The sequence below is a fragment of the Enterobacter cloacae complex sp. P12RS genome (assembly GCF_014895875.1).
Classification (GTDB): Bacteria; Pseudomonadota; Gammaproteobacteria; order Enterobacterales; family Enterobacteriaceae; genus Enterobacter; species Enterobacter bugandensis.
Genome location: NZ_JADBQO010000008.1, coordinates 140,715 through 162,501 on the forward strand (window position 1 = coordinate 140,715; position 21,787 = coordinate 162,501).

Here is a 21,787-nt window from a genome sequence, read left to right on the forward strand (position 1 = left end):
AGCAGGTTTCATGCCAAACAGTCAAAACGCACAGCAGAGTACGGCCGCTGATTCCGGTGCGGTTTACAGCCCACGTCTTTGCAATGAGGATCTGGCACCGACGCGTGACCAGAACTGGAGCTGGTACAACATCTTTTCTTTCTGGATGTCCGACGTTCACAGCATGGGGGGTTACGTTGTTGCCGCGAGCTTCTTTACGCTCGGGCTGGCAAGCTGGCAGGTGCTGCTCTGCCTGCTGGTGGGGATCTGCATTGTGCAGTTGTGCGCCAACCTGGTAGCCAAACCGAGCCAGATGGCGGGCGTGCCCTATGCGGTGATCAGCCGTCAGGCGTTTGGCGTCTTCGGGGCCAATATTCCGGCGGTGATCCGCGGGCTTATCGCCTTTGCGTGGTACGGCATCCAGACCTGGCTTGCCGCCAACGCGCTGATGCTGGTGGTGCTGAAGTTCTGGCCTTCTCTGGCGAGCCTTACCACCGGTGCCTTCCTGGGCCTGTCGCCGCTGGGCTGGATCTGCTTTGCCATCATGTGGGTTCTTCAGGCGATGGTCTTCTGGCACGGCATGAACGCCATTAAGCGCTTTATTGATATCGCCGGTCCGGCGGTCTATGTGGTGATGCTGGCCCTCGCGGGCTGGATTGTATACAAGACCGGTTTTGACGGGATCTCTTTCACCCTCGCCAGCAAATCCCTGAGCGCGGGCGAGCAAACCTGGCAGATGATCACCGCGACCGCGCTGGTGGTCTCCTACTTCTCCGGCCCGCTGCTCAACTTTGGCGACTTCTCCCGCTACGGCAAAAGCATGGGTGAGATCCGCCGCGGCAACCGCTGGGGGCTGCCGTTTAACTTCCTGCTGTTCTCCATCGTCACCGTGGTGATTGTCTCCGGCACCCAGTCGCTGTTTGGCCGCATGATCACCGACCCGATCGAAACCGTCAGCCGCGTAGGTAACGATCTGGCCGTGGCAATTGGCCTGCTGACGATGATCACCGCCACCATCGGGATCAACATCGTCGCGAACTTTGTCTCACCGGCGTTTGATTTCTCTAACTGCTCGCCGCAGAAGATCAGCTTCCGCACCGGGGGGATGATTGCCGCCGTCGGCTCGATCCTGCTCACCCCGTGGAACCTGTTCAACTCGCCGGAGCTCATCCATTACACCCTGGACGTGCTCGGGGCGTTTATCGGCCCGCTGTTCGGCATTCTGATTGCCGATTTCTACCTGATTAAGCGCGGCAAGGTGTCGGTAGACGATCTCTTCGACGATACGCCAAAGGGCAAATACTGGTACCGCAACGGCTTTAACCCGAAGGCCATTGGCGCGCTGATCCCATCCGTTGCCGTAGGTCTGGTGATTGGCTTTATCCCGGCCCTGCATGAAGTGGCAAACTTCAGCTGGTTTATCGGCGTCTTCCTCGGCGGCGTGACCTACCGCTGGCTGGCGCGGGAAGAGCGCGAGACGGCAGGCGCGGCCTCGTTCAGCTCCCGCGTGGCGACGCAAAAAGAGTAACCCCTCCCTCCGGCCGCAGTTTATCTGCGGCCCGTTCATTCTGGCACCGTTCTTGCTGAGCTTTTTAACCCGCTACGCAAACACGAAGGCAGGACCCACGATGGAATACCAGACTGCGATACGCGGTGCATTTTTCGATATCGCCCAGGTCTGCGACAGCGCAGACGCGATTGCCCAACACGCCCGCTACCTTGAGGACGGGCTGCTGTTTATCCAGAACGGAAAAATTCTGGCGCACATGGCGTGGCAGGAGGGCGAGCAGTATCTCGCCCCCCACAAAGGCTATACGGACCTGCGCGGCAGGCTGCTGCTGCCCGGTTTTGTCGACACCCACGTTCATTATCCACAAACGGAGATGATCGGCGCCTTTGGCGAACAGCTGCTGGAGTGGCTGACCACCTACACCTTCCCGGTGGAGAGCCAGTTTGCCGATGAAGCCTACGCGAAAGAGATCGCCGAATTTTTCATTAACCAACTGGTGAGCAACGGCACCACCACCGCGCTGGTGTTTTGCACGCTGCATCCGCAATCGGTCGAAGCGCTGTTTACCGAAGCCCTGCGCCTCAACATGCGCCTTATCGCCGGAAAGGTGATGATGGACCGGCACGCGCCGGACTACCTGAGCGAAGATGCAAAGCAGAGCTACCGGCAGACGCGGGAGCTGATCCAGCGCTGGCACCATCGGGGGCGACTGGGGTATGCCATTACGCCGCGCTTTGCCCCAACGTCCTCACCCGAGCTGCTCGCCGCGGTCAGCCTGCTCAGAGAGGAGTTTCCGGATACCTGGCTGCAGACCCATCTCAGCGAAAACCCAAACGAAGTGGCCTGGGTGAACGATCTCTGGCCGGAGCACGAGCGCTATCTGGACGTATATCACCACTACGGCCTGACCGGCGAGCGCAGCGTGTTTGCCCACGCGATTCATCTGCACCACAGCGAGTGGCAGTGCCTGCACGACACCGGTTCGGCGGTGGCGTTTTGCCCCACCTCGAACCTGTTTCTCGGCAGCGGGCTGTTTCGCCTGCCCGCCTGCTGGCAGCACAAGGTGCGGATGGGCATCGGCACCGACGTCGGCGCGGGCACCACCTTCAGCATGCTGCGCACCCTGGGAGAAGCCTACAAGGTCGGCCAACTGCAGAGCTACCGCCTGCGCGCCAGCGAGGCGTTTTATCACGCCACGCTGGGCGGCGCGCACGCCCTCAGGCTGGACGATAAGATTGGCAACTTCGCCCCCGGCAAAGAGGCGGATTTCGTGGTTATCGATCCTGACGTGACGCCGCTGCAGCGCCTGCGCAATCGCCGCTGTCAGGATATCTACGAGCAGCTATTTGTGCTGATGACCCTGGGCGACGAGCGCAACATCAGTGAGACCTGGGTCAACGGCGAGCGGGTGTGGTCAACTGCCCCGGTAGGTTGACCACCCGCCTGGCGCAATCACAAACGGCAGATGGAAGTGCTCGTCTGCCGCTTCTCCCGTCACAAAATCAATTTGCGCGCAGGGGTAAATCGTCTCCCGGCCGGTTGCGCGAAACCACCCGCCGATCTCCGCCACCAGCCGATAGCGGCCTGCGGGCAGGAAAGGGACAAATTCGGTGATGCGACCATTAACGTTGGTCACGCCCGTCGCCATGATTTCGCCCTCCCGTTCTAGGTGAACCGTCACGCCCGCGGCGGGTTTGCCCGTTGAAATATCGAGAATATGGGTGCTGAGCGTGCTCATTCGCTAATCACTCCTTCCAGCCGCAGCAGCGTAATTTCCCGCAGCTGTTCCAGCGCCGCCTGAACTTCCTGCGCGTCGCTGTTTTCCAGCCGCGCGCGCAGGGCCTGTAATATCTCCTCGCCGCTGCGGCCCTTCGCGCGGATCAGAAATACCCGGCCGAAGCGGGCCTCGTAGCGGGCGTTACCCTCGCGCAGCGCCTGCGCAAGCGCCGCGTCACGGTCATTCACCGCTCCCTGCTCCTGACGCGACAGCGCCGCCTCCACATGTGCACCCGCGGGCTTTTCCCCGATGCGCGGGTGCGCGCTCAGGGCTTGCGCTAACGACGCCTCATCCCAGCGCTGCATCAGCGCCTGCGCCGCGATCGTCAATTCACTCCGGCTCGGGTAAGGCCGTCCATAAACCAGCGCCTCAGCCCAGCCGGGGAGCGCCACGCAGGGGGTGAGCAGCGCGAGAGCCTCTTTCTCAGGAAGATGATTGAAGTCGTGCAGTGCGATCATAGTGTCTCCTTTATTGTCCTCCTCCGGGTTGTTGCACAAACCACGCCACTCTTGTCGCCGATGTGAAACAGTCGATTCTGTATGGCTGGACAGGAAATTATTGATTCATAAAAAGGCATATTCACCGTGTTTGCGCACCTTAGCAGTGCAAACTCACCTCCTACAACGCCGTTTTCGCCACTCTGCAGCCTGGTACGCAAATTGCTGAATGTTTTTACACCCTGCAAAAGGAGAGAAGCATGAAAGCAATCGTCATTGGCGCGGGTATTGGTGGCCTGAGCGCTGCCGTCGCGCTAAAGAAAGCGGGCATCGACTGTACCGTGTTCGAAGCCGTAAAAGAGATCCGGCCCGTCGGGGCGGCCATCTCCATCTGGCCTAACGGCGTGAAGTGTATGCAGCACCTCGGCATGGGCGACATTATCGAAACCTACGGCGGTCCGATGCGTTTTATGGCCTACAAGGATTACCGGCGCGGCGACACCCTGACCCGCTTCAGCCTCGCCCCGCTGGTTGAGCGTACCGGCGGGCGCCCCTGCCCCGTCTCGCGCGCTGAACTCCAGCGCGAAATGCTGGACTTCTGGGGGCGCGACAAGGTGCAGTTTGGCAAGCGCGTGGAACACGTTCATGAAGACGACGCGGGCGTAAGCGTGACCTTTACCGATGGCACCACGGCAACAGGTGATTTTCTGATTGCCGCCGACGGCAGCCACTCGGCGGTTCGTCCGTACGTGCTGGGCTATACCCCGGAGCGCCGCTACGCCGGATACGTGAACTGGAACGGGCTGGTGAAGATTGATGAAGAGATTGCCCCGGCGCACCAGTGGACCACCTTCGTTGGCGAGGGTAAACGCGTGTCGCTGATGCCCGTCTCCGGCGGTCGTTTCTACTTCTTTTTTGACGTGCCGCTGCCCGCGGGCCTGGCGGAGGATCGCACCACCCTGCGCGCCGATCTCACGGGCTACTTCCGCGGCTGGGCGCCGCCGGTACAGAAGCTTATCGCCGCGCTGGATCCCGATACCACCAACCGCATTGAAATCCATGACATCGAGCCGTTCGACAGCCTGGTACGCGGCAACGTCGCGCTGCTCGGCGATGCCGGGCACAGCACCACGCCGGATATCGGCCAGGGCGGCTGCGCGGCCATGGAGGACGCCGTGGTGCTGGGCGAATGCCTGCGTGAAAACCACAACATTACGCTGGCGCTGCGGCAGTACGAAGCCCTGCGCTGCGACCGGGTGCGTGACCTGGTGCTGAAAGCGCGTAAACGCTGCGACGTCACCCACGGGAAAGATATGGCGTTGACGCAGGCCTGGTATCAGGAACTCAAAGAGGAGACCGGGGAACGCATTATCAACGGTCTGTGCGAGACCATTCAGGGCGGCCCGTTAGGCTAAACAAGAGGGACAACGATGAAAAGAGAACCGACACCACCCGCCCACTGCACGTTTGAGCCAGAGGACTGGCTGCGCCTGGCGAAATGCTGGCATCCGGTTGCGCGCGCCTGCGACGTCGGCCCGGCCCCCGTCAAGGCCACCCTGCTGGATGAACAGCTGGTGATTTACCGAATTAACGACCAGGTCGTGGTTGCCCGGGACGTGTGTCCGCACCGCGGCGTGCCGCTGACGCTCGGCTTTCACGACGATCACGGGATTATTTGCCCCTACCACGGCTTACGCTTTGGTGAAGACGGCCGCTGCAACCGCATTCCGTCCAGCCCCGACCAGCCCGTTCCGGCGAAGCTGAACCTGATTAACTACGCGGTGGAAGAGCGCTTCGGCCTGATCTGGACCTGCCTGGCGTTTGACCCGGACAATCCCGTGCCGCTGCCCACCATGCCGCACTGGAGCGACGACGGATTTCAGCAGATCAACTGCCCGGCGTTTGAGGTGAACGGCTTCGCCGGGCGCCAGGTGGAGGGGTTTCTGGATGTTGCCCACTTTGCGTGGATCCATACCGATACCTTTGCCGATCCCAATAATCAGCTTGTCCCTATCTATCAGCCGCAGGAGACGCCCTTCGGTTTCGTGGCCGATTACTGGAGTTCCGTGAGCAACTATCCCGCCAGTTCACCCGTGCAGGCGCCAGAAGGGTTCCAGTGGCTGCGCCATTTTGAAATGCATCTGCCGTTTACCGCCACCCTGACGATTCATTTTCCGGGTGAATCGAGGCTGGTGATTATGAACGCCGCCTCGCCCGTCTCGTCACGGGTGACCCGCATGTTCGCGCCCATCGCGCGCAACTTTGATCTGCATATTCCGGTGGAGGACGTGCATGCCTTTAACCTGCGCATTTTTGAAGAGGATCGCCTGATGGTCGAAACCCAGCGCCCGGAAAGTCTGCCGCTGGATCTCACTCTGGAAGCCCATATTCCGGCAGATAAGAGTTCGATTGCCTACCGTCGGGGACTGAAGAAGATGGGCTTTGGCGAATTTTTCCTGGTATGACGGAGGCCAATATGCTGAACGTGATCGTTGACGGGCTGTGGCGCGAGGGGGATAAAAGCCTCGCCGTCAGGCTGGTGGCCGAAAACGGCGACGCGCTACCGGCGTGGCAACCCGGCGCGCACATTGATGTCCACCTGCCCTGCGGCGTGGTCCGCCAGTACTCTCTGACCGGGGCATGTGGCGACGAGAGCTATCTTATCTGCGTGGGGCGAGAAGCCGCCTCGCGCGGCGGGTCGCGCTACGTTCACGAAACGCTGCGTCCGGGCCAGAGGCTTTCAATCTCGGCCCCGCGCAATCTGTTTTCGCTGCATCAGGCTGAGCGGGTATTGCTGCTGGCAGCAGGGATTGGCATTACGCCGCTGTATGCGATGGCATTGCAGCTGAAAGCGACCGGAACGCCGTTTACGCTGCACTATTACGTCAGAAACCGGGAAAACGCGGCGTTTGCGCGCGAACTCTCGCAGTGCGGTGACTGCATTATTCATACCACCACCCCACGAACCACGCTGGCGGAGCATTTCCCCGCGCCTGAAGCGGGGCTGCACGCGTGGGTGTGCGGACCGGCGGGGTTTATGGAGAAAGCGCGCGATGTGGCGGCGGCGAAGGGATGGAATGACGCCCATATCAACAGCGAGGCGTTTCAGCCCGCTCCCCCTGTCACAAGCGGCGTCGCAGGCGAGATCTTTACGGTCAAACTTGCCTCTACCGGCGAGCGCTGGCCGGTGCCTGCGGATAAGACCATCGCTCAGGTATTACAGGAAAACGGGGTGGACGTGCCGCTGTCCTGCGAAATGGGGATCTGCGGCGCCTGCCTGACGCCGGTGATTGACGGCGTGGTGGACCACAGGGATAGCGTGCAGTCGGAGGCAGAAAAAAGCGCGGCTGACCAGCAGGTGGCGCTCTGCTGTTCGCGGAGTCACTCCGGGGAGCTGGTAATTGCGCTGTAAAACGAAAAAACCCTGCGATATTGCTATCACAGGGTTTTCGAATTTGGCGGAAGCGTAGAGATTCGAACTCTAGAACCCTTTCGGGTCGCCGGTTTTCAAGACCGGTGCCTTCAACCGCTCGGCCACGCTTCCAAAGTGAGGCGCACTATAAACATCTATTAGCGCCTTGTAAAGCAGGAATTTTTCTATTTTTGCCTGCAGGCGTTTGACTGCGCAAAAAGTCACCCGGACGCTTTCCTGCCCTCCCCCCTTCCCCCCTTGTACATACCGTTACACAGCAACGCTCATCCTTTTAAATCACCGTGGTATAGAATGCCAAAAAAAATAGACGGCCATGTGTTTTGTAATGGTAATAAATCCGGGTAATGCGGGTTTTAACGCATTACTGTCATAGCGCCTTACTGGTTGATGATGAAAATCAAAAATACGTTTTGCTTACATATCCTGATGGCCGTTTTGGCCATTTTAGTCCTGAGTTTTCACCCGCTGGTGACAAGCTTTGATCCGCCGCTTAAATTCCAGCCGCTGATCAAGTCTATGGCAGGGACGACAAAAGAACAGGCGGAAAAAATAGCCACAATTTCCCATGCTTTAGAAGGGAATGCTATTTTCTTCCTTGGTGCGTCTGAGGTCGCCACCTCAGAAGAGGAACATTACGCCGTATTTAATTATTTTAATAAGCAATTGCACCAGCCCGTCGTGGCCTATGGCGATGCGTTTGTCGATGACGAAACGCAATTTTTACTTCTCTCGCGTTTTAAAGATAGCCTTAACGCAAACAGCAAAGTGGTGCTGCTTCTGGCGCCTGACGGCTTTTATTCAAAAGGCCTGCCGCCCGCTATCTATGCGGATAATTTTCCGGGCTCGATTTTTAATCCCCTGATGAAGGATCCGCAGGCGCGCCCGTTCCTGGTTAATTACCTGAAGCATATTGATGCGAAAGAGATAAGCCATTTAACCTTCGGGCAAATGCGTGTGTATGGCTGGCATCCGGCGCTGATGTGGGACGAGCTGAGTTTTCAGTTTGCAAACTTCTGCACCCTGATTAAAAACGACTGGCTGTCGCTGCTCAACATCAGGCCACAGACGGCGCAGCCCTGGCCTCAGCAGCCAACCGCCCGTCTTTCCCCTGACTGGGATAAAGCGCTGGCGAATGCCCGCGAGTTGATTAAAAAGCGCCATCAGAGCGCGGCCACGCTGTGGATGGACAAAACGATTTACGACGAGGACGGTAAGCCGCAGCAGTGGGATGACACGCCGGTGGTGCCGGGGCAGTTCGCCGCGTTCAGGAAAACCGTTCAGCTTTTGAAAGCGCATCACGTGCAGGTGATTGCTATCGTCGACCCGGTTAACCCTTGGGCGCTTTACAATACCGACACCTTCCGCCCGTTCGATAAGCAGATTCAAACCATTCTGAAAGAGAACCAGATCCCGTATTTGGATATGTACGCCATGCCGTATCAGAACGGCTGGAACTGGGATCGTCTGCACCCTACCGAACTGGCCTGGGTGCCAATGCTTCGCTTTATTGCACAGAGTTTTAAATAATGAAAATCGCGATCCGTCTTTTTTGCCTTTATTTACTGCTGGCGATCACCGTCGTTGCATGGACCGCTGTCGATGACAGCATGAGTATGCAGCTGCATTTTGAATATCAAAAATTCTGAGGCGAAATGATGTACAGCTCAGGAATGTTTTTTGTCTGTTTATTTTCATCCGCGCTGGTGTTTGCGATGGTTAATCGTGTTTTACGCCACCGTCTGACCTGGCTAGTTTCCTTATCCGTGGTGACAGCATTAGGCTGGGGTTATATTTTTCAGGGCAATTACAGTGTTCCCGTGGCCGTCTTTTGCTGGTTTTATCTTGTCGCCACGTTAAAAGAAAAAGGCAGATTAAAAACCTGGCAGGCGGTCGTTTTAACGCTGCTGCCTCTGGTTCTGGTGAAATTACATTTTAATTATCACCTCGGCACAATCGGTCTCTCTTTTATGACCTTCCGCGCTGTGGATGTACTGCTGTATCGCAGTAAAAAAGAGGGCCAGAATTTCCTGCACTATTTCTGCTATCTCTTTATGCCCTTTATTATTCTGGCCGGCCCGATGTATCGCTGGCGGACATGGATGAGCGATGTGAATAAGCCGGCATTTGTCCTGAACCGCGAGCAGTTTTTAACGGCGCTTGAGCAAATTATTACCGGCATCATTCAGAAGTTCCTGTTTGCCATGCTGATCGATTCGCTCGTCGTGCAGCCCTGGAGCCATAAGCCGTTTACCCTGACCGTGGGCGTGGTGATGTCGATTGCCTACAGCGCCTATCTGTACTTTGATTTCGCGGGCTACAGCAATATGGCCATCGGCGCGGGTCGGCTGTTTGGGCTGAATATTCCGGCAAACTTCAACATGCCGCTTCTTGCAAAGAACCCGCAGGATTTCTGGCGCCGCTTCCACATCAGCCTGTCCGAATGGCTGCGCGACGTGGTCTTTATGCCCGTCTATATGAACCTGATGAAGTTTAACTTTTTCCGCCAGAACAAAACGCTGGCGCAAAATATCGGTATTTTTTGCACCCTGTTCTGCATGGGGGCGTGGAATGGCCTGGAACGCCATTACGTCATCAGCGGCGCGCTGTTTGGCGCGATTTCCGTCGCGCACAACATGCTGCTGTGGTCAGCCAAACGCAGCCCAACGTTACACCGCGGATTGCAGTATCCGGCCGTTGCGTTTTTGGGACGAATTCTGACGCTGGGAAGCGCCGCAGGATCCCTTTACATCTTCAGTGGAATGTCACCTCTATGAAAAATCACTCCGATCTTCAGGAACTGCAGGATTTCTTGCGTGCGGCACTGCGCGATCCCGCCTCCCCGCAGCAGCTGGCCATCAGCGGCAGCGACGAAACCTTAAGCTGGCTCCAGCTTTCCTCTGCCGTGACGGACTGGGCAGAGCGTTATCGACGCTGCCAGCCCGCAGACGGTACGCCGATCGTGCTGTACGGCCATCAGCAGGCCGAGTTCGCCGTGGCAATCTATAGCTGCCTGCTGCACAACATTCCGTACATCCCGGTGGACTGCATCTACCCGCAGGAGCGGCTTCGCGAGATCTGCAACCTGACCGGCGCCCCTTACTACTACGACGTGGCGACGCGGCAGTTCATCGCCACCGGCGAGGCGGGCAAGGTCCTGGAGGAGCAGGATCTGGCCTATATCATGTTTACCTCAGGCAGCACCGGAAAACCGAAAGGCGTGCAGATTGGACGTGAAAGCGTATGGCACTTCATGAAGTGGGTCAGCCAGGACTTTTCGCTGCCGGAAAAACCGGTGCTGATGAACCACGCGGTGTTCAGCTTTGACCTCTCCCTGATCCCTCTGCTGGCGAACCTGGCGATGGGAGGCCACATCGTGCTGAATGCCAAAGAGGATATCCAGAAAGAGAACTGGCTCGAGCGACTGCAAAGCAACGCGGTCTCCGCCTGGGTTTCCACCCCCTCTTTTGCCTACCAGCAACTGCTTTCTCCGCACTTTAACAGCGAGTATTTGCCTGCACTCAGCGTCTTTATCTTCATTGGTGAAGTGCTCAATAAAGCGCTGGTGAAACAGCTCCGCCGCCGTTTCCCGCAGGCCAAAATCATCAACTCCTATGGCCCAACGGAAGCGACCATTGCGACAACCGTGGTTGAGATCACGGATGAGATCCTTAACAGCGACAGCGCGGTGCTGCCGGTGGGCGTGATGATGCCGGACAGCAGAATGGAGATTTCCGCCGAGGGCGAGCTGATTATCTGGGGCAAAAACGTCATGCGCGGCTATTTAGGCCTGCCGCAGGAGAACGCGGCAAAACTGCTGCGTCGGGAAAATGATGCGTTCCGCGGCTACCGGACCGGCGATCTGGGTTATGAAGACGGGCTCATCTACTGCCAGGGCCGCAACGACAGCCAGGTCAAGCTGAATGGCTACCGCATCGAGATCGGCGAGATTGAAAACCGCCTGCTGGCCATGTCCGGCATCAGCGAAGCGGTGGTGATGCCGCTGATGAAACCCTGCGGCAGCGTGCTGCGCATCGCCGCGTTCTGCGTGACGGAGCTGGCACCGGATGCAATCAAAACCTCGCTGGCAAACGTGGTGCCCCACTACATGGTGCCTTCACAAATTATCGTAAAAGACGCTTTGCCGCTAAATCCTAACGGCAAAATTGACCGCAAGCTGCTGGACGCTTACGCCCGCACACATTAATTATCCCAGGAAAAATGATGGAACACGATATTCTCGCCCTGTTTGAAAAAGTGTTATCCCGCAAGGTTGGCTTTCACGATGAGCTGATTGAATCCGACATTCTCGACTCCATTCTGGCAGTCGACATGGTGCTGGAGGTGCAGGACGTTTACGGCTGTATGATCCCGCCTACCGACGTGGCGACGGTGCTGAAAACCCCGGCCGATCTCGCCCGTTATATTGAAGAGAACCGTTAACGCCCCCTCCTCTGATGGCTCTGGGACTCACTCCAGAGCCCATCATTCGCTTTCCCCTTCTGGATACCATTCACACGAATGAAACCCACCGGTTTTACTATTTCTCCTACACTTTAGGGGTACTGTCGGTACGGGAAACAAAACAAGCCAACATCATGAAGACAATAATGGTTCGCTCTGCGCTCAGCCAGCGATCGTTGCGTCTTTAACAGAGGAGTCTGCGGTATGGCATTCGTAACAACGAAAGACGGCGTCAATATTTACTACAAAGACTGGGGTCCAAAAGAGGCTCAGCCCATTGTTTTCCATCACGGCTGGCCATTGAGTGCCGATGACTGGGATAACCAGATGCTCTTCTTCCTTGCGGAAGGCTATCGCGTTATCGCAATCGACCGCCGTGGTCACGGGCGTTCGGACCAGGTCAGCGAAGGGCACGATATGGATCATTATGCGGCTGACGCGTCGGCCGTGGTTGAAAGCCTGGATCTGCACAATGCGGTGCACGTCGGCCACTCTACCGGCGGTGGCCAGGTGGCTCGCTATGTTGCGAAGTACGGCCAGCCGCAGGGGCGCGTTGCCAAAGCGGTGCTCGTGAGCGCCGTTCCACCGTTGATGGTGAAAACAGAAAACAATCCTGGCGGGACACCTGTAGAGGTTTTCGACGGCTTTCGTAAAGCGCTGGCCGCGAATCGCGCCCAGTTTTACCTCGACGTCGCCAGCGGTCCTTTTTATGGGTTTAACCGGGCGGGGGCTGAGGTTTCAGAGGGCACCATTCAGAACTGGTGGCGTCAGGGCATGATCGGCAGCGCCAGGGCACACTATGAGGGAATTAAGGCGTTTTCAGAAACCGATCAGACAGAGGATTTGAAAACCATTACGGTTCCCGTTCTGGTGATGCAGGGGGATGACGATCAGGTCGTGCCTTATAAGAATGCCGCCCTTCTGCAGGACCAGCTGCTGGCGAATAGCGTGCTGAAAATCTATCCGGGCTTCCCGCACGGGATGCATACCACCCACGCGGATACGATTAACGCGGATATTCTGGCCTTTATCCGTTCATAAACCTCGCCTTTCTTGCCGGGTGGCGCTACGCTTACCCGGCCTACATTCTGCAATAATATTAAGACGTTGCACGTTTCATTGTAAGCCTGTGCCAGCGAAACGCCGCCGGGCGCTAACGCTGTTTAGCCCGAGGGGATTACACACCGAGAGATACTGACTGGAGCTTTTTATGCATGAAAACTATACCGTAGTTGAAACCGTCCCCTCCGCAGAAGCGTTTTGCCGCCTTCGCGAAATCTCGGGTCTTAGCCCTCGTCCGCTGGAGGCAGCACGCAAAGCGCTGCCTGGCAGTTGTTATGGCATGCATATTTTGTGTGAGGGAAAACCCGTGGGTATGGGGCGAATCGTGGGAGACGGTGCGTTGAATTTTGATATTGTCGACGTCGCCGTTGACCCTCTTCATCAGGGAAAGGGGCTCGGTAGACTCATCATGGAAACGCTTGTGGCATGGCTGGATAACAATGCCTGTAGAGGGGCCTACGTTTGTTTAATGGCGGATGTCCCCGAGCTGTATTCTAAATTTGGCTTCACTCTCGTTCGCCCGGCAAGCGAAGGAATGGCCAGAATCTGGTAAAAGGCAACTCTGAGATAAGACAAAAGAAAAACCCCAGCTTAACGAGTAAGCTGGGGTTTATATCTGGCGGAAGCGCAGAGATTCGAACTCTGGAACCCTTTCGGGTCGCCGGTTTTCAAGACCGGTGCCTTCAACCGCTCGGCCACACTTCCTGAGTGAGGCGAACTATAAACACCTCACCGCATGCTGTAAAGAGTGGCTGCAATCGTTCGCTTTAAAATTAGCCAAAATGTGCTCAATCGGTTGAACTGACAACACATCGGCGATTTTATCAGCATAAAATCCAGCCCTCTCGCTTAGTGCTTTTTGATGTACATATCTTTTGTGAAATAGTACCCCAGCTTATCCGGCGTAAAGCCACCCACCCACGGTTTCACCAGGTGCGTACGGACGTAGTGATAAACCGGAACGGCAGGCACATCACGGCCCAACAGGTCTTCCGCCTGCTGGTAGAACTTACCCCGCTCTGCCGGCGTTTTGGCCTTTGCGGCGTTGATCAAGGCTTGATCGTAGTCCGGGTTGCTGTACTGACTGGTGTTTTCACTGTCGCCGGTGCGGAAGTTGTTCAGGAAGGTCGCCGCGTCGTCGTAGTCGGCAATCCAGGCGTAGCGCACCGCGTCAAAGTTGTGGGTGTGCATGGTGTCCAGCATGGTTTTCCACTCCTGATTTTGCAGCTTCGCGTCTACGCCGAGGTTTTTCTTCCACATAGAGCTGGCCGCAATTGCGATGCGCTGGTGCGATTCAGAGGTGTTATAGAGCAGGTTGAAGCTCAGAGGATGGCTTTCGTTATACCCGGCCTCGTTGAGCAGTTTTTTCGCCTCAGCAATACGCTTGTCCAGCGGCCAGCTCGCGTAATCCGGATTCTGCAGCTTGACCCCGCCGATGTTCGGCTGGCTAATCAGCCACGCCGGGCGCTGCCCCTGCCCCATCACCTTCTCAGCGATGATGTCTTTATCCAGCGCCATGTTCAGCGCCTTGCGCACGCGGGCATCGTTGAACGGCGGACGGGTGGTGTTGAATTCGTAATAATAGGTCGCCAGCTGCGGGGAGACGTCCAGCTGCCTGCCCAGCGTTTTCTTCAACTGAGCAAACTGGTTAATGGGTACCGTATACACAATATCAATTTCGCCCGCTTTATAGCGGTTCACATCCGAGGCCTCGGAGGTGATCGGCAGATAGGTGACTTTGTTAATAACGGTATGCGCGTTATCCCAGTAGCGCGGGTTACGCTCCGCCACAATGCGTTCGTTGACCACCCACTGGGACAGCTTATACGCTCCGCTGCTGACGAAATGCTCCGGTTTGGTCCACTTTTCACCGAAACGGCCAATCAGCACTTTATCCACCGGCACCAGCGACGGGTGCGCCAGCATCGCCAGGAACGCCGCGTTGGGCTGGGTGAGCGTCACTTCCAGCGTGGTATCGTTAATTGCTTTTACGCCCAGCGTGTCGGGGGATTTTTTCCCCTGAGCGATATCGGCCGCGTTGACGATATGCATGTTGCCGGGATAGCTGGCGTACGGTGAAACGGTTTTTGGATCAACCAGGCGCTGCCAGCTCCAGACCACATCCTCTGCGGTAATGGCCGTCCCGTCGCTCCAGGTAATACCCGGACGTAAGTGGAACGTCCAGACGGTGTTGTCCTTGTTCTCCCATTTTTCAGCCAGCCGGGGTTGGATTTCCCCTGACGGGGAGACGCTCACCAGCCCTTCGAATAAATCGCTGATAATATTGAATTCGATATCGCTTTCGACTTTATGCGGGTCGAGCGAGGCCGGTTCGCTGCCATTGTTTCTGACCAGTTCCTGTTTTTCGGCCAGCGCTGTTCCTGCTGGCACGTTAGCCGCCCAGGTCGCCGTGCTGGCGCACAGGATCCCGGCGGTGAGTAAAGAGAGCGTAAAGCGCGTGCGTGTTTGTGGTTTCATTTCCTTCGCCTTATTGTCTGTTTTATGACGATCCGGAGATAACTCTTAGCGCCCGAAAGGCAATAACGCAATATTTTTCAGTAACCTATAAGAGGTTGATCTGGTAAATACTTTTAAACCGCCGTTCATACTGGTTACACATGCTTTTGCAGAAGAAACGACCACCTTCAGCGCTAACGTGCTGAGTAAAGATGGGTAAAACCACTTTGAGACTGGCGCGCCGTTTCCTATTCTTTCCGTTAATTACATCTGTCATAAGAGAGTGACTCATGGATCGTATAATTACTTCCTCACGCGACCGCACATCGCTACTCAGCACCCACAAGGTGCTGCGCAATACCTATTTCATGCTCAGCCTGACGCTGGCGTTTTCAGCGATCACCGCTACCGCCAGTACCGTGCTGATGCTACCGTCTCCGGGCCTGATCCTGACGCTGGTGGGGATGTACGGTCTGATGTTCCTGACCTACAAAACCGCTGATAAACCGGTCGGTATTCTTTCCGCGTTCGCCTTCACCGGCTTCCTGGGGTATATCCTGGGGCCGATCCTGAACGCGTATCTGTCTGCCGGTATGGGTGACGTGATTGGCATGGCGCTGGGCGGTACCGCGCTGGTGTTCTTCTGCTGCTCGGCCTACGTGCTGACCACGCGCAAGGATATGTCCTTCCTTGGCGGTATGCTGATGGCGGGTATCGTAGTGGTGCTGATTGGTATGGTGGCAAACATCTTCCTGCAGCTGCCTGCCCTGCACCTGGCGATTAGCGCGGTGTTTATCCTGCTGTCATCCGGCGCGATCCTGTATGAAACCAGCAACATTATTCACGGCGGTGAGACCAACTACATCCGCGCGACCGTGAGCCTGTATGTGTCGCTGTACAACATCTTCGTCAGCCTGCTGAGCATCCTGGGCTTCGCCAGCCGCGATTAAGCAGACCTGCTGAAACAAAAAGGAGAATGCCTCAGGCATTCTCCTTTTTTTATGCCCTAGTCACCGCGGCAAATATAGGTGGGATAGAGCCGGTCCTGTATCAGCCACACGGCGGGCGCAAGCTCGGAGATCGTCAGGTAATAGCGGGCTGTCGGCCTCGCAAAGCCTCCCCACTTTTCGTCCGGGGTATTGTCATTATGCCGACGCCAGGTTTTGGTGTAGCTCAACACGATAACGTTATCATCATCCCGTCGCGACCAGGTAAAATCCACATCCCTGTCAACGATCATGCCCCGGCCTTCAGCCATAGCTGCACCTTTGTACGTTGTTAAGCCGGTGCCGTCCCGATGAAAATAGAACTGGGCCACGGTATTGACCCGGACCTCATTCGCTTTTCCCTCGTTACGCGTAAAGTTAAATTCCGTACTGCAGGCCAGCGCATCACGCTTATATATGCCCCCGGAATAAATAAAGAGCGCCAGCGCGCCGCCAGCAAGCGCCCCACCCGCAGCAAACAGAAGTCTCATTTTCATTTTTCTGCCCCGCTTTTATAGCGAATGGTTTTGCACAGGCTGGTTTTATTGACCGGGCATGCACCAATGAACACTTCATCCGCAACTGCAAGGTTAAAGCGGGCGCTGAAATAGTAGATATTGTACGCTTCGCGCGCGCACGCCACATTATTCGCCTCCAGCAGCCCCGCCAGTTTCGAGAGCACCAGCGGCCGGCCATGATCGTTAATAAGCCAGATGCTACAGCCCGCTATTTTCTGCGCGACGGGCTTTGGCGTCATCGGTATAGCGATCTTCTGCTGCTGGTTAAACAGCAGGCCTAACCCCAGTGCTGATGCTAACAATACCGCCGCCGCGGCGCCCCATTTAAGGTAAATACGCTGACGTTTTGCCTCTGGCGGCACGACGGAAGAGATCGGCTGTGCTTCAGCGGGTTGAACAATTTGCGCAGGCTGGCAAATCACATCGGCAACAAAACGGAATCCATACCGGGGTATCGTCACAATGAAATTATGATGTTCCCCAAGAGACTGGAAGCTTTTGCGTAATTCACTGACCGCTTTGTTGAGGTTATTTCCAGACGGCGTAAAGCCATACTCCTCCCAGACGCGCGTAATTAATTCCTCCCGACTCAGATCGTGCCCTTTATGACGAATAAACTCCTGTAAAAGGCGAACGGCTGGCGCCGAGAGCGTTAATACAGACTCCGGTTGAGCAACAAGACTAATTGCATGTGCTTCAGGATCAAATAACAACGAATTATTGCATATAAAAAACATATTTCACTCTCAGCTATTACCGCAGGCTTTTTTATCCCTGTGACATCGGCAAGAAAATCGCTTCCTGAGCTGGTTCTTTTTTCATCAACAGGAATTTTCTTCCCATCCTGGGTAGCGGCATTTTCTTTTAACTATACAACTTTAAGCCCAGCAAATCAGGATAAATCACTGTATATCAGCGGTTAACTAATACAAATTTTCACAACCTGCTGTTCTGGTTAAAGTTTCCCTGCCCTGAAGCGATACGAAAGCAGACGGTGTCCTGGTGTTAAAAACCGCACAAGAACTCAGAGCAGGCAGGCTGAATGTGAAACAGAAACAAAAAGTGAATATGACAACCGCGTTTTATGTCGCCGCGCTGTCGCTGTCATTTTTCTCAGAAATGACAATGGCCAATATGAGCGTCTATCCAATGGAACTTAACGTGGATAGCGCCGGCGCAGCGCAAATAAAAGTGGCATCGAAAACGGATGATATTCAGTTCATTCGGGTGAGGCAAAAGAAAATTCTTAACCCCGGAACGGCCCAGGAAAAAGAGATTGACGTTGCTTCGTGGAAAGAAGGCGGCGTCGTGGTGACGCCCGATAAATTTGCCCTGGCGGCAGGCGCAATGCGCGTGGTGCGCCTTGTTTCACTGACGCCGCCGGAAAAAGAGACCACCTGGCGAGTCTATTTTGAAGGGGTGAAACAGCCGGACAGCATTATTCCCGGCCAGCCCGAAAGCACGGCAGCGACGGCAAAGGCAAAGCTAGGGGTCAATGTTATCTGGGGGGCGCTGGTACATCTGGCCCCTGCCACGGAGCGCGTTTCGCTGCATATCGATCCCGCACGGGGGACCGTCACCAACGCCGGCACCCTGCGCGTGCCGCTCAGGGAGATCGGTATTTGTCAGTCAGATGACGTCTGTGAATGGATAAAAGAAGACGCCACGATTTATCCGGATACCGAGCGGAAATTAAAAATGCTTAATCAGGTAAACGGCAAGAAATACAAATTCCGCTACTTCAACTGGGTGAAAAAAACCGCTGAAGAAGCTGACTTACCCGTCGTGCAATAACACGACGTCACTGTAAAAACCCTTGTGGTTTGTTTAAAGAGCCAGGGTGCTCATTTGTAAAATATGGAGATATCAATGCGTAAATTTATTAAACCTCTGATGATCGTTGCCGCGATGACCACATCTGCCAGCGCGCTGGCGATCCAGAAAGATATTACCGTCAACTCCAGCGTTGATTCACAGCTGGATATGACCCAGGCCGATAACACGCCGCTGCCAGCCAGCATCGACATGCAGTATCTGCCGGGTCGGGGCCTGGAAAGCTACCGCCTGAACACCAAGGTATGGTCCAACTCTGCTACCAGTAACGTCAAAGTACGCCTCGTTAGCGCAGCTAAGCTCACCAACACGGATGGGGATCAGATTGTACCGATGACGGTTCTTCTGGGTGATAAAACTCTGTCCACCACCGATGCCGAATTTACCGGAACCGAACTGTTCCCGGGCAGCATTGAAAACGGTTCTGCGGTTCTGCCTCTGACCATTTCCCAGACCACCAAAGGCATTCTGAAAACCGGCCAGTACAGTGGCGTTGTAAGCCTGATGCTGACTCAGGCGACCACCACGGAAGGCGGTGCGTAACACCATAGCACCTAAGGAATAACGTCAGAGGGCGCCCGCCCTCTGACGTCAGGATGATGTCGAGGCTCGTTCATGGCTTTTCACAGAAATACTCTCCTTTTTGTTGCTTTATTACCCGCATCTGTCCACCTCGCCTGCGCTGAGATGGCCGTCCCGGCCGGATTCGAGGACCTGGCGAAAACGCAGCGCATGTGGACAGAGGTGAGCTTATACGGCGAGTCGCTTGGCCTTTTCGAAACCGATATCAATCTTGAAACGGTCAGTTTTGTCGCGCCTGAAACCGTGGTCGCGGCCATCAAACGTCAGTTTAACGACGATCCTGCCCTTATCGGCTCCGTTTCCGCAGCGCTGGCCGTTCCGCTTGCCCGTAACGGCAACCTGGCCTGCAGCAGTAACGGCTCCGCGACGGGGTGTGATTATCTCGAAACCCGCCGTGCGGCCATCATCTATGACGAAAACAATGCTCGCATAAACCTGTTTTTTGATAAGCGCTTTTTGCCAAAGCCCTCGGAGGAAAACCAGTGGTATCAGCCCACCCAGGACAGCGAAAACGCGTTGATTCATCAGCAAAATATCAATTTCGTTGCCGACAGGGATTATCAGTCTGCCACCGTTCAGGGCAACGGGGCGCTGGCGCTGACCCAGGACGGCTATCTTAACCTCGACTGGACCTGGCTGGGACAACGCTCGCGTCATCAGCAGCAGCAGGAAATGACCGTTAACAATGCCTGGTTCCGCCAGGATTTATGGCGTGAATATTATCTACAGATAGGCGAGATGGATACCCGCGACCTGTTCAGCAACGCCGGGGGGAATATTAACCTCAGCCAGCTGCCGCTGGGAAAAATTCGTGGCCTGCGCACGGGCTCGACCCGGGCATGGATCAACCCTATTCAGCAATCGAAGGGCACGCCCATTACGGTGCTGCTTTCGCACGATGCGCGTATCGACGCGCGCCGCGGCAAGGAGCTGCTGGCCAGCTTTTACCTCAATGCCGGGGCACAAACTCTGGATACCCGCGCGTTTCCGGATGGAAGCTATACCGTGACGCTGTCAGTTTACGAAAACAACCGACTGACGCGTACCGAGCAGGTTCCGTTTACCCGTACGGGCATTACGCCATTCGACCGCGTCGAGTGGTTTATGCAGGCAGGGGAAACGGCTAATAACGATCGCAATGATGAACGCAGCCCGATCGCACAGGCGGGTATACGCCTGCCCGTCACCCCGACGCTGGCGCTGACCAGCGGCGCAACCGTCATGAAAAGGCAGCACTTCCTGGAAAATGCTCTCGACTGGAGCCGCGGCTTTAACGCGGGCCCGATCGACGGGGTATTAAGCACACGCTTTAGCTACCTCTACGGCAGCAAGGGCCAACGCGGCAATATTCAGCAAATCAGCTATAACGACGGGTTTTCGCTGAGCTTCTACCGCAACGCGTTATCCGCAGAAAATTGTGATACCCGCAGCGCAGGTTTTGACGCCGTCAACGGCTGTTATCGTAGCCTCTCGATCATGTTCTCCGTGCCTGTCGGCTCGTGGTACGCCAACCTGGGGTATTCGGATAACCGCAACGAAGGGCGCTACGTTACGCGCCGGGAACTGCCTGACCATGACGATCGTCACGATGCCGGCCTGCCGTGGGAGCCGGTGTATATGACCCGCTCCCGCACGCAGGCCTGGCAGGGCGGGCTGAGTAATACCTTTAGCGCGCGCGGTCTGAACATCAACAGCAGCATTAACCTGTTTATGCGCAACGACCACTCTCGCGACGGGAAAGACAAAGGCGGCTATCTGAGCGTTAGCCTCTCACTGGCGCATAAGCGTCAGGGTGATGCGTCAGGCTATACCTCGCTTGGTGCAACCTGGCAGCACCAGCAGCATCAGAAAAACCAGCTGAGCTACAACGTGGCGCACAACTGGTATGCCGACGCGCGCGGCGAGAATGAATACGGGCTGAGCGCGTCGGGGATTAACAGCGATTCGCTCAATGCCTCGGCGTATACGCGCCAGGGTGGACGTTTTGGTAACGCCAGCCTGACGGTGAACGACGCATGGGACCGCCAGGATGGGCGCCATACGTTAAGCAGCAGCGGCAACTACAGCTCCACCCTCGCCCTGTCGCGCTCAGGGCTGTGGCTTGGCCGCTGGGGCGATGGACGCCCGGCTTCTGCCGTTGCGGTAAACGTGGCTACGCCTGAAGATTCCCGGGATTCACGCGTCACCGTCTCGCTGGATAACGGCGGCACCGCGGATATCCCGGCCAACAGCCGTGCCCTTTTTGCGGTGCCGGGTTATCAGCCAACAACGCTGACGGTTAATGAGTCGCTGAACGTCTCATCAGGCGCAAGCAGTGAAATCACGCAGGGTTCCGGGAGCCGGACGCTCTTTATGGTGCCGGGCAAAATGCTTCGCCGGGACGTGCAAACCACCACCCGCTACACCTGGCTCGGCCAGCTCACTGACGAACATCATTCGCCGTTCGTGGGCGGCGTACCGCTGAACGTGAACGGCTGGAACGATCTCGGCAATGGCGGTTTCAGCGCCCAGAGCGACGCCCTGCTGCGCAACCTTTATCTGGTGCGTCAGCAGCAGTTTTATCAGTGTGAACTGAGCGTGAAAAGCATGCGCGACGTGGTGCGTTATGTCGGGTCTATCCCGTGTCGGGAACTCACTTTCTCCGCCCTGCCGGATTCGGTCCAGCACCAGGCGCAACTGATGCTCGCCGGGCGGAACGTGCCTACGGGGCCAACGGCCATGAATGCAGAGCACCTCACCAAAGGGAAATGAT

General features: G+C 56.3%; 20 protein-coding genes and 2 tRNA genes. 15 read left to right on the top strand and 7 right to left on the bottom strand.

Annotation, left to right across the window (positions count from 1 at the left end; all coding sequences use genetic code 11):
* The first annotated feature begins 10 nt into the window (after positions 1-10).
* Positions 11-1,507, top strand: a complete 1,497-nt coding sequence (locus tag IM284_RS06360; RefSeq protein WP_047368247.1) for an NCS1 family nucleobase:cation symporter-1 — start codon at positions 11-13, stop codon at positions 1,505-1,507.
* Between the two features lie 100 nt (positions 1,508-1,607).
* The gene (gene guaD, locus IM284_RS06365) at positions 1,608-2,924 is read left to right on the top strand and encodes a guanine deaminase (RefSeq protein ID WP_193055756.1); all 1,317 of its coding nucleotides are present in this window, start codon (positions 1,608-1,610) and stop codon (positions 2,922-2,924) included.
* On the opposite strand, the gene uraH is transcribed toward guaD, so the two are convergent.
* Both uraH and uraD read right to left on the bottom strand, forming a co-directional pair.
* Entirely contained in the window at positions 2,904-3,227 is a 324-nt protein-coding gene (gene uraH, locus IM284_RS06370; RefSeq protein ID WP_047368245.1) for a hydroxyisourate hydrolase, read from the bottom strand. The two genes, guaD and uraH, sit on opposite strands and share 21 nt — an antisense overlap.
* On the bottom strand, positions 3,224-3,724 hold the full coding sequence (gene uraD, locus IM284_RS06375; protein ID WP_047368244.1) for a 2-oxo-4-hydroxy-4-carboxy-5-ureidoimidazoline decarboxylase: 501 nt from the start codon (positions 3,722-3,724) through the stop codon (positions 3,224-3,226). The genes uraH and uraD overlap by 4 nt, the downstream gene beginning before the upstream one ends.
* A 239-nt stretch (positions 3,725-3,963) precedes the next feature.
* Between uraD and hpxO the strand changes: the two genes are divergently transcribed.
* The 3 genes from hpxO to IM284_RS06390 are packed head-to-tail and all read left to right on the top strand — an operon-like array spanning position 3,964 to position 7,115.
* Positions 3,964-5,118 carry an FAD-dependent urate hydroxylase HpxO gene (gene hpxO / locus IM284_RS06380; protein WP_047368243.1) on the top strand — a complete coding sequence of 385 codons (1,155 nt, stop codon included), beginning with the start codon at positions 3,964-3,966 and terminating at the stop codon, positions 5,116-5,118.
* Between the two features lie 15 nt (positions 5,119-5,133).
* Positions 5,134-6,168, top strand: coding sequence for a molybdenum cofactor-independent xanthine hydroxylase subunit HpxD (gene hpxD / locus IM284_RS06385; RefSeq protein WP_041910590.1), 1,035 nt, complete (start codon positions 5,134-5,136; stop codon positions 6,166-6,168).
* A gap of 11 nt (positions 6,169-6,179) precedes the next feature.
* The gene (locus IM284_RS06390) at positions 6,180-7,115 is read left to right on the top strand and encodes a PDR/VanB family oxidoreductase (protein ID WP_047368242.1); all 936 of its coding nucleotides are present in this window, start codon (positions 6,180-6,182) and stop codon (positions 7,113-7,115) included.
* 44 nt (positions 7,116-7,159) lie between these two features.
* Here the strand turns inward: IM284_RS06390 and IM284_RS06395 are convergent.
* A tRNA-Ser gene (locus IM284_RS06395) sits at positions 7,160-7,247 on the bottom strand.
* Positions 7,248-7,526: 279 nt separating this feature from the next.
* Between IM284_RS06395 and IM284_RS06400 the strand changes: the two genes are divergently transcribed.
* The 6 genes from IM284_RS06400 (at position 7,527) to IM284_RS06425 (ending at position 13,212) form a co-directional block, all read left to right on the top strand.
* Positions 7,527-8,663, top strand: a complete 1,137-nt coding sequence (locus IM284_RS06400) for a D-alanyl-lipoteichoic acid biosynthesis protein DltD (protein WP_047368241.1) — start codon at positions 7,527-7,529, stop codon at positions 8,661-8,663.
* Positions 8,664-8,791: 128 nt separating this feature from the next.
* Positions 8,792-9,910 carry an MBOAT family O-acyltransferase gene (locus IM284_RS06405; protein ID WP_041910592.1) on the top strand — a complete coding sequence of 373 codons (1,119 nt, stop codon included), beginning with the start codon at positions 8,792-8,794 and terminating at the stop codon, positions 9,908-9,910.
* Complete coding sequence (locus IM284_RS06410) at positions 9,907-11,340, top strand: AMP-binding protein (RefSeq protein WP_047368240.1); 1,434 nt, start codon at positions 9,907-9,909, stop codon at positions 11,338-11,340. Before IM284_RS06405 ends, IM284_RS06410 begins: the two co-directional genes overlap by 4 nt.
* A gap of 17 nt (positions 11,341-11,357) precedes the next feature.
* Positions 11,358-11,576 (top strand): acyl carrier protein, encoded by a 219-nt coding sequence (locus IM284_RS06415; RefSeq protein ID WP_028012621.1) that lies wholly within the window; start codon positions 11,358-11,360, stop codon positions 11,574-11,576.
* Positions 11,577-11,801: 225 nt separating this feature from the next.
* A complete protein-coding gene (locus tag IM284_RS06420; RefSeq protein WP_047368239.1) occupies positions 11,802-12,638 on the top strand; it encodes an alpha/beta fold hydrolase in 837 nt (278 codons plus the stop codon).
* A 169-nt stretch (positions 12,639-12,807) separates the two neighbouring features.
* Entirely contained in the window at positions 12,808-13,212 is a 405-nt protein-coding gene (locus IM284_RS06425; RefSeq protein ID WP_047368238.1) for a GNAT family N-acetyltransferase, read from the top strand.
* 64 nt (positions 13,213-13,276) lie between these two features.
* Here IM284_RS06425 and IM284_RS06430 read toward each other — a convergent pair.
* Positions 13,277-13,364, bottom strand: a tRNA-Ser gene (locus IM284_RS06430).
* A gap of 144 nt (positions 13,365-13,508) precedes the next feature.
* Positions 13,509-15,137, bottom strand: a complete 1,629-nt coding sequence (locus IM284_RS06435) for an ABC transporter substrate-binding protein (protein ID WP_047368237.1) — start codon at positions 15,135-15,137, stop codon at positions 13,509-13,511.
* A 269-nt stretch (positions 15,138-15,406) separates the two neighbouring features.
* Here IM284_RS06435 and yccA point away from each other — a divergent pair, with 269 nt between their 5' ends.
* Positions 15,407-16,066 carry an FtsH protease modulator YccA gene (gene yccA, locus IM284_RS06440; RefSeq protein WP_013097244.1) on the top strand — a complete coding sequence of 220 codons (660 nt, stop codon included), beginning with the start codon at positions 15,407-15,409 and terminating at the stop codon, positions 16,064-16,066.
* A gap of 56 nt (positions 16,067-16,122) precedes the next feature.
* Here the strand turns inward: yccA and IM284_RS06445 are convergent, their stop codons facing one another.
* Entirely contained in the window at positions 16,123-16,599 is a 477-nt protein-coding gene (locus tag IM284_RS06445; RefSeq protein WP_047368236.1) for a hypothetical protein, read from the bottom strand.
* Entirely contained in the window at positions 16,596-17,357 is a 762-nt protein-coding gene (locus IM284_RS06450; RefSeq protein WP_047368235.1) for a winged helix-turn-helix domain-containing protein, read from the bottom strand. Before IM284_RS06450 ends, IM284_RS06445 begins: the two co-directional genes overlap by 4 nt.
* A gap of 265 nt (positions 17,358-17,622) precedes the next feature.
* On the opposite strand from IM284_RS06450, the gene IM284_RS06455 reads away from it, so the two are divergent.
* The 3 genes from IM284_RS06455 to IM284_RS06465 all read left to right on the top strand — a co-directional run bounded on the left by IM284_RS06455 (position 17,623) and on the right by IM284_RS06465 (position 21,786).
* A complete protein-coding gene (locus tag IM284_RS06455) occupies positions 17,623-18,414 on the top strand; it encodes a fimbrial protein (RefSeq protein ID WP_236307368.1) in 792 nt (263 codons plus the stop codon).
* 75 nt (positions 18,415-18,489) lie between these two features.
* The gene (locus IM284_RS06460) at positions 18,490-18,996 is read left to right on the top strand and encodes a CS1 type fimbrial major subunit (protein ID WP_047368233.1); all 507 of its coding nucleotides are present in this window, start codon (positions 18,490-18,492) and stop codon (positions 18,994-18,996) included.
* Between the two features lie 72 nt (positions 18,997-19,068).
* Positions 19,069-21,786 carry a TcfC E-set like domain-containing protein gene (locus IM284_RS06465; protein WP_047368232.1) on the top strand — a complete coding sequence of 906 codons (2,718 nt, stop codon included), beginning with the start codon at positions 19,069-19,071 and terminating at the stop codon, positions 21,784-21,786.
* Position 21,787: the final 1 nt, after the last annotated feature.

Coding starts and splice junctions, on each gene's coding strand:
- IM284_RS06360 (WP_047368247.1), top strand. CDS start 11: ATGCCAAACAGTCAAAACGCACAGCAGAGTACGGCCGCTGATTCCGGT.
- guaD (WP_193055756.1), top strand. CDS start 1,608: ATGGAATACCAGACTGCGATACGCGGTGCATTTTTCGATATCGCCCAG.
- uraH (WP_047368245.1), bottom strand. CDS start 3,227: ATGAGCACGCTCAGCACCCATATTCTCGATATTTCAACGGGCAAACCC.
- uraD (WP_047368244.1), bottom strand. CDS start 3,724: ATGATCGCACTGCACGACTTCAATCATCTTCCTGAGAAAGAGGCTCTC.
- hpxO (WP_047368243.1), top strand. CDS start 3,964: ATGAAAGCAATCGTCATTGGCGCGGGTATTGGTGGCCTGAGCGCTGCC.
- hpxD (WP_041910590.1), top strand. CDS start 5,134: ATGAAAAGAGAACCGACACCACCCGCCCACTGCACGTTTGAGCCAGAG.
- IM284_RS06390 (WP_047368242.1), top strand. CDS start 6,180: ATGCTGAACGTGATCGTTGACGGGCTGTGGCGCGAGGGGGATAAAAGC.
- IM284_RS06400 (WP_047368241.1), top strand. CDS start 7,527: ATGAAAATCAAAAATACGTTTTGCTTACATATCCTGATGGCCGTTTTG.
- IM284_RS06405 (WP_041910592.1), top strand. CDS start 8,792: ATGTACAGCTCAGGAATGTTTTTTGTCTGTTTATTTTCATCCGCGCTG.
- IM284_RS06410 (WP_047368240.1), top strand. CDS start 9,907: ATGAAAAATCACTCCGATCTTCAGGAACTGCAGGATTTCTTGCGTGCG.
- IM284_RS06415 (WP_028012621.1), top strand. CDS start 11,358: ATGGAACACGATATTCTCGCCCTGTTTGAAAAAGTGTTATCCCGCAAG.
- IM284_RS06420 (WP_047368239.1), top strand. CDS start 11,802: ATGGCATTCGTAACAACGAAAGACGGCGTCAATATTTACTACAAAGAC.
- IM284_RS06425 (WP_047368238.1), top strand. CDS start 12,808: ATGCATGAAAACTATACCGTAGTTGAAACCGTCCCCTCCGCAGAAGCG.
- IM284_RS06435 (WP_047368237.1), bottom strand. CDS start 15,137: ATGAAACCACAAACACGCACGCGCTTTACGCTCTCTTTACTCACCGCC.
- yccA (WP_013097244.1), top strand. CDS start 15,407: ATGGATCGTATAATTACTTCCTCACGCGACCGCACATCGCTACTCAGC.
- IM284_RS06445 (WP_047368236.1), bottom strand. CDS start 16,599: ATGAAAATGAGACTTCTGTTTGCTGCGGGTGGGGCGCTTGCTGGCGGC.
- IM284_RS06450 (WP_047368235.1), bottom strand. CDS start 17,357: ATGTTTTTTATATGCAATAATTCGTTGTTATTTGATCCTGAAGCACAT.
- IM284_RS06460 (WP_047368233.1), top strand. CDS start 18,490: ATGCGTAAATTTATTAAACCTCTGATGATCGTTGCCGCGATGACCACA.
- IM284_RS06465 (WP_047368232.1), top strand. CDS start 19,069: ATGGCTTTTCACAGAAATACTCTCCTTTTTGTTGCTTTATTACCCGCA.